This is a genomic window from Marseilla massiliensis (assembly GCF_016899855.1).
Classification (GTDB): Bacteria; Bacteroidota; Bacteroidia; order Bacteroidales; family Bacteroidaceae; genus Prevotella.
The window spans coordinates 56,753-62,814 of record NZ_JACJJG010000008.1 but is presented as its reverse complement, the minus strand read 5'-3'; the positions used below and the strand labels follow the sequence as shown (position 1 = coordinate 62,814).

Sequence of the window (6,062 nt, the reverse complement as noted above, 5' to 3'; positions counted from 1 at the left end):
CGTCACTGCTTGGCCCCATGTTTTTTTCTTATGGATATTTCATACTCACGCTCGGCGATGTCTATCATCACGTCGCGAGCCTCCGTCTCCAAACGCGAGTACGCAAGCGCCTTCTCCAACTCGCGCACGCGCTTGCGCAGGGCCGCGTTCTCATCCCTGTATTCCTCCTTGCTGCGTCTTGCCATGTCGTCGTATTCTTCTTCCGACGGCAAAGATAAGGTTTTCTCACCATATTTTGACTGCCATGACGACAATAACGTCGGATTACACAGGCCGTACTTCTTTGCACACTTGCGCTTGCTCATGCCTGACGAGTAATAGTCACGAAGGACGCTCAATTTGAACTCCTCGCTGTACTTTGTTGGATTCTTTCGCATTGTTTTACACATTTTTTATTGTTCATAAATGTGTCAACTTTTGCCAGGACAAGACATTTTGCAAAGTTTGCGGCGCTGCTGTTGAGGGTTACATACCGCCAGGTATGGCGTTGCTGGTTGTAACAGTCTTGAAATCAAGCTGTTAGTTGTGGTCTGGGCGCATGATCTGGTCTTTCGGTAAGGCGCCGGATGTTGTCATTGTTTTATAAAAACTGCAAGAATGAAAGCCTGTCAGCGACATTCTGCCATTCGTGTATTTATGCTGAATGGTTGAATGCCGCTGACAGGCTTTGTAATATAATGTCGTTTTTATCGTGCCGTAAGCGTGACCGTCAGGCTATGCTGTATGCCACGAGATTTCCCTCCGTGCGCGGCACTATCTGCTCGGCCCGGGCCGTAACTCCGTCTTTCTGTTTTGCGTTAGGCTTCTTTGGAAATGCAGCGTTGTTCTTGAACACGTCGAGGGCGGCCTTGATTACGTTGTCGTCAAGGTTGAGATATTCAATCCAGTCCTCCTCGTCCATTATGTTGTAGATAATCCTGCTGTTGATGAAGCGCTCGAGCAGGTGGTGCGACTTCTTTATCAGCAAGTTCCGCCTGCGCAGTCCCTTCTTGTCCGCATACGAGGCAAACTTGTCTACCGTGTTCTGTTTGTCGAGATAGGCAGACAGTTCGGGCATGGTCTCAAACGAGCTGAGCTTTGGTCTGTACTTGTCGGTATACTCGAAGGCAAACTGTAATATCAGCCCGCTCATAGCCGCTTCCTTGAAATACGACGTGTAGTCAACGGTGTCTTCGGGGATGAATATGTCCGGAGTAATGCCTCCTCCGCCGTAAACAGTGCGCCCGATGACGGTGTGGTAGGCCGGTCCGGTATGCTTGATACTGTCTTGCGAGAAGAATTCCCCGTGTTGGTATCTTACTATTAAGTCCTCTTCATAATCCTGGTTGTCGCCAGATACGTATGGTTTTTGTATGCAGCGCCCGGACGGAGTGTAGTATCTCGCCACGGTGAGGCGTATCATCGACCCGTCGGGGAAGTCCATCTGCTTCTGTACGAGGCCCTTGCCGAACGAACGTCGGCCAATGATTGTGGCCCTGTCATTGTCCTGCATGGCTCCCGCGAAAATCTCCGAGGCCGATGCTGAAGCCTCGTTTATAAGCACGACAAGCGGAATGTTCTGGTAGCTTCCACGGCCGTCGCTCTTGAAATCCTGTCTTGGCGACCTGCGTCCTTCAGTGTAAACGATGAGCCTGTTCTTGGGTAAGAACTCGTTGGCCATCTGCACCGCCGAGTTAAGATAGCCCCCGGTGTTGTCGCGCAGGTCTATAACCAGGTTGCCGAAGCCCTCTTGCGAAAGTTTAGCCAATGCGATAAGCAGTTCAGGATACGTGTTCTCGCCGAAGTTCTTTATCTTGATGTAGCCAGTGTTCTCGTCGAGCATGTATGCTGCGCTGATACTCTTTTGTGGTATGTCACCGCGCGTTATGGTAAATTGTTTTACCTTCTTCTGCCCGTACCTTACCACTCCAATCTTTACTTTTGTGTCCTTCGGGCCTTTCAGCCTGCGCATGGCCTCGCTGTTGGTAACTACCTTCCCGACGAATGGTTTTCCGTCTACGCTTACAATCTTGTCGCCGGCCAATATCCCGGCCTGCTCTGCCGGGCCGTTCTTTACTACACCCTGCACCCTTATAGTGTCGTCACGAATAACGAACTCAATGCCCACTCCGGAGAATGAACCTTTAAGGTCATCGGTTGCCTGCTGTACGTCCTTTGCGCTGATGTACACCGAGTGGGGGTCAAGGTCGGCCAGGATTTGCGGTATGGCCTTGTCAACGAGTGAGTCGATGTTGACCTTGTCTACGTACTGGTCGTCTATTATGTGCAGCAGGTTGTTAAGCCTGTTGCTGCCCGAGTTGATGATGTTGAGCCTGTTTCCGGAAAAATGGTTGGCGTAGAAAGTCCCTACCAGAATGCCGATAACGACACAAAGAGCCATCAACAATGGGGTCAGGCGGTTTGATTTATTTGGTTTCATAATCATCCGGGTTTAAGTACATTACTTCTATCTTGGCTTTTTTCAGAAGGTTTATACCGTCCTCCAGGCGGTATTTCTCGGCGTAGACAACACGTTTGATTCCCGACTGGATGATGAGTTTCGAGCATTCGATGCACGGCGCGGCCGTAACGTACAGCGTGGAGCCGTCGCTGTTGTTCGAGCTCCGGGCCAGTTTTGTTATGGCGTTGGCTTCGGCATGCAGTACATAGGGCTTTGTCACGTTGTTGTCGTCCTCGCACACGTTCTCGAATCCGCTCGGTGTGCCGTTGTAGCCGTCACTTATTATCATCTTGTCCTTTACCACAAGCGCGCCTACTTTCCGCCTTTCGCAATAGCTGTTCTCGGCCCAGATTCGGGCCATACGTAAGTAACGCAGGTCCAGCAGCAGTTGTTTGTCCTCCCTTTCGGTCATATATTTATGCCTTTTAACGTCTTTATTTCTTGCTTACTTTCTTTATTCCGTTACGCTTAAGCAGGGCATCTATGGTGGGTTCACTGCCCTTGAAGCGTTTGTAGAGGGTCATTGGATGTTCCGTTCCGCCCTTGGATAAAATACAATCCCTGAATTTCCGTGCTGTATCGGGATTGAATATGCCGTGCTTCTTGAATACGCTGAAGGCGTCGGCATCAAGCACTTCGGCCCACTTGTAGCTGTAGTATCCGGCCGCATAGCCACCGGCCATGATATGGCTGAACTGTACCGTCATGCAGGTGTCGGGCAGTTGAGGCGTTACCATTGCCTTTTCCCATGCTTTTTTCTCGAACGGTATGATGTCGTCCGTAAACTCTTCTTTCTTCGTATAGTATGCCATGTCGAGCAAGCCGAAACTTACCTGGCGCAGGCATGAGTACGCCGCAAGATAGTTGCGGCTCTTTATAATACGGGAGATAAGCTCGTCGGGCAGGGGCTCTCCTGTCTTGTAATGGAAGGCGAAAGTGCTGAGAAACTCTTTTTCAACGGCAAAATTCTCCATGAACTGTGACGGAAGCTCAACGAAATCCCACCATACGTTTGTGCCGGAGAGGCTCTCGAAGCGCGTGTTTGCGAACATTCCGTGCAGTGCGTGGCCGAATTCGTGGAGGAATGTCTCCACTTCACCGAGCGTAAGCAGTGCCGGTTTTTCCTCCGTAGGCTTTGTAAGGTTCATCACGACGCTGACATGTGGACGCACGTTGACGCCCTTACGGTCAATCCACTGCCCTTGGTATTCGGTCATCCAGGCGCCTCCCTGCTTGCCTTTGCGCGGGTGGAAGTCGGCGTAGAACACCGCAAGGTAAGAGCCGTCATTGTCAAATACCTCATAAGCCTTGACATCCGGATGGTACACCGGTATGTCCTTGTTCTCCTTGAACGTAATTCCGTACAGTCTGTTGGCAAGTCCGAACACGCCCTTGATGACGTTCGACAGTTCGAAATACGGGCGCAACATCTCTGCATCGAGGTTGAATTTCTTGAGTTGCAGCTTGTGTGAATAGTAGCTGAAGTCCCACGGCTCAACCTTGAAGTCGCTGCCTTCCATCTTTTTTGCCATCTTTTCGACGGCCTCGACTTCCTTTACGGCTGTCGGCTTGTATGCTTCGATGAGGTCGTCGAGCAGTTTGTACACATTGCGGGCGTTGCCTGCCATGCGGCGTTTCAGTACATATTCGGCGTAAGTCCTGTATCCGAGCAGCTGTGCTGTCTCCCTGCGAATGTTAATAAGGCGTTTGCAGATGTCTATGTTGTTCTCGGTGTTGTCGTGCGTGCATACCGTGTTGCGTGCCATGTACATACGCTTGCGCAGCTCCCTGTTGTCGGCATGCGTCATGAACGGGCTGTAACTGGGATAGTCGAGCGTGAAAACCCATCCTTCAAGGCCACGTTCCTTTGCTGCTACGGCCGCTGCCTCGAGGGCAGTGTCAGGCAGTCCGGCAAGCTGGCCTTCGTCTGTAATGTGCAGGGTGAAAGCCTTGTTCTCCTTCAGAAGGTTCTGCGAGAACTGTAACGACAGCATGCCGGCCTCTTCGGTCAGCTTGCGTAGTTTTTCCTTTCCGTCGTCGTCAAGCAGCGCTCCGCTGCGTACGAAGCCCTCATAGCAGTTGTCGAGCAGCTTCTTCTCTTCCGGAGTGAGCTTGCGATGGTGCGCGTGTACGGCCTTTATGCGCTCGAACAGGCGCTTGTTCAGCCTTACGTCGTTGGCATGTTTGGTGAGTATGGGTTGCAGCTTTTGCGCCAAGGCGTCCATCTCGTCGTTCGTTTCGGCGCTGAGCAGGTTGGAAAAGACTGTCGACACGCGCGACAGAAGGTCGTAATAACCGTCCTTGTCGTCGTCAACGTTGATGATTGTATTGTCGAATGTCGGTTTGTCGGGATTGTTGATGGTCTTCTCTATTTGTTCATCGTCACGGCGTATTCCCTCCATGAATGCTTCCTCGAAGTCTTCAAGGCGTATCTTGTCAAAGGGAACGGTGTCATGTGTGGTGTTATATGGTTCAAAAAAAGGGTTTATACGTTGTCTCTCTTCCATTTGTCCATTCATACTGACGTTTTATGTAATTTTTGATTACAAAGGTAGTAATTTTATTCCTTGTATGTAATCGGTACCTGAAAATTTAACTAATATTTACCTGTGTTCGGCTTGTTGGCGTGTGGCGCGGCTTTACGGTTGGCTTGTTTACGATGGTTCGGCCAATGCGCGGTGCCTGGCAGCTTGTTGTGTGACAGCCTGTTTTACGCTTTCCGCGTACGGTCTTTTGTCTTTTTTATTATAGTGTTCCGTCCGCATGTTTACGTATGTGCCATTGCCGTTTTTGCGAAAGATGGCCTTTTACAATGCGAAAGGCCATCTTTCGGACGGTAAAAGGCCGTCTTTTACATCGTGAAAGACGGCCTTTTGCGCTGCGCCTTGTTTTGGGCGCGTAAGTATTGTTGCGTATGATATAGTAGGGTCAGGCTATTATGCTTGCGTCACTTTATTATCTTCTCCAGGGCATGCACCTGTATTATGCCACGTTTCAGTGATATAATGCCTTCCGCGTCCATGCTGTTAAGCGTGCGCGATACGTTCAGTCGGCTTTCGTTTACTTCTTCGGCAAGCCGCTCCATCTTTATCCTGACGGTCTTTCCGCCTGCCGGGCGCAGGCAGCGCGTCTCTATGAAGCGTGCTATCTTGTGCCTGATGTCGCCGGGTTGGGTACGCCACGGAAACCGTGTTAGCCGTTGTGACTGGGTGCAGATGATGTTGAGCAGGTTGAGCCTGAATATCTCGTATTTGTCGGCCAGCGCCAGTGCCTCCATCTTGCCGAGGCTTATCAGGTCGCAGTCGGTTATGGCCCTGAATGTGCGTGTGTATCTTTGCGTTAGCCCGAATATGCGTTCGGGCTGGAGAATGTCTGGTGCAGAGACGGTTTCGGTTATTGAATATCCGTTGTCGTCGGCATGTCCGGTTGCGCTCGTCATGCCTTTTATGAGGAACAGCAGCTTGTCGCAAGTGTCGCCTTCGGTAACCAATGTCTTGCCACGGGCGTAAGTTATGTACCTGAATTTTGTCGTCGCGGTTACTTGTTCGAGGTCGTTGCGGCTCATACCTTGGAACAGCGGTAGCTCAAGCAGTCGTTCGTGGTGTTCGATGTATGGCATGGT

The 6,062-nt window shown here is 50.8% G+C and carries 5 protein-coding genes; all 5 read right to left on the bottom strand.

The features are described from left to right. Window positions 1-2 precede the first annotated feature (2 nt). A complete protein-coding gene (locus H6A34_RS03470; protein ID WP_205103485.1) occupies window positions 3-377 on the bottom strand; it encodes a transposase in 375 nt (124 codons plus the stop codon). A 332-nt stretch (window positions 378-709) separates the two neighbouring features. Beyond that, window positions 710-2,419 (bottom strand): S41 family peptidase, encoded by a 1,710-nt coding sequence (locus H6A34_RS03465; protein ID WP_205103483.1) that lies wholly within the window; start codon window positions 2,417-2,419, stop codon window positions 710-712. Continuing rightward, the gene (locus H6A34_RS03460; protein WP_021947972.1) at window positions 2,406-2,852 is read right to left on the bottom strand and encodes a dCMP deaminase family protein; all 447 of its coding nucleotides are present in this window, start codon (window positions 2,850-2,852) and stop codon (window positions 2,406-2,408) included. Before H6A34_RS03460 ends, H6A34_RS03465 begins: the two co-directional genes overlap by 14 nt. 22 nt (window positions 2,853-2,874) lie before the next feature. After that, the gene (locus tag H6A34_RS03455; protein WP_205103481.1) at window positions 2,875-4,959 is read right to left on the bottom strand and encodes a M3 family metallopeptidase; all 2,085 of its coding nucleotides are present in this window, start codon (window positions 4,957-4,959) and stop codon (window positions 2,875-2,877) included. 428 nt (window positions 4,960-5,387) lie between these two features. Then, window positions 5,388-6,059, bottom strand: a complete 672-nt coding sequence (locus tag H6A34_RS03450) for a Crp/Fnr family transcriptional regulator (RefSeq protein ID WP_021948697.1) — start codon at window positions 6,057-6,059, stop codon at window positions 5,388-5,390. Window positions 6,060-6,062: the final 3 nt, after the last annotated feature.

Bases quoted from the DNA above. Each gene is read 5' to 3' on its own strand.
- H6A34_RS03470 (WP_205103485.1), bottom strand. From the start codon at position 377: ATGCGAAAGAATCCAACAAAGTACAGCGAGGAGTTCAAATTGAGCGTC.
- H6A34_RS03465 (WP_205103483.1), bottom strand. From the start codon at position 2,419: ATGAAACCAAATAAATCAAACCGCCTGACCCCATTGTTGATGGCTCTT.
- H6A34_RS03460 (WP_021947972.1), bottom strand. From the start codon at position 2,852: ATGACCGAAAGGGAGGACAAACAACTGCTGCTGGACCTGCGTTACTTA.
- H6A34_RS03455 (WP_205103481.1), bottom strand. From the start codon at position 4,959: ATGAATGGACAAATGGAAGAGAGACAACGTATAAACCCTTTTTTTGAA.
- H6A34_RS03450 (WP_021948697.1), bottom strand. From the start codon at position 6,059: ATGCCATACATCGAACACCACGAACGACTGCTTGAGCTACCGCTGTTC.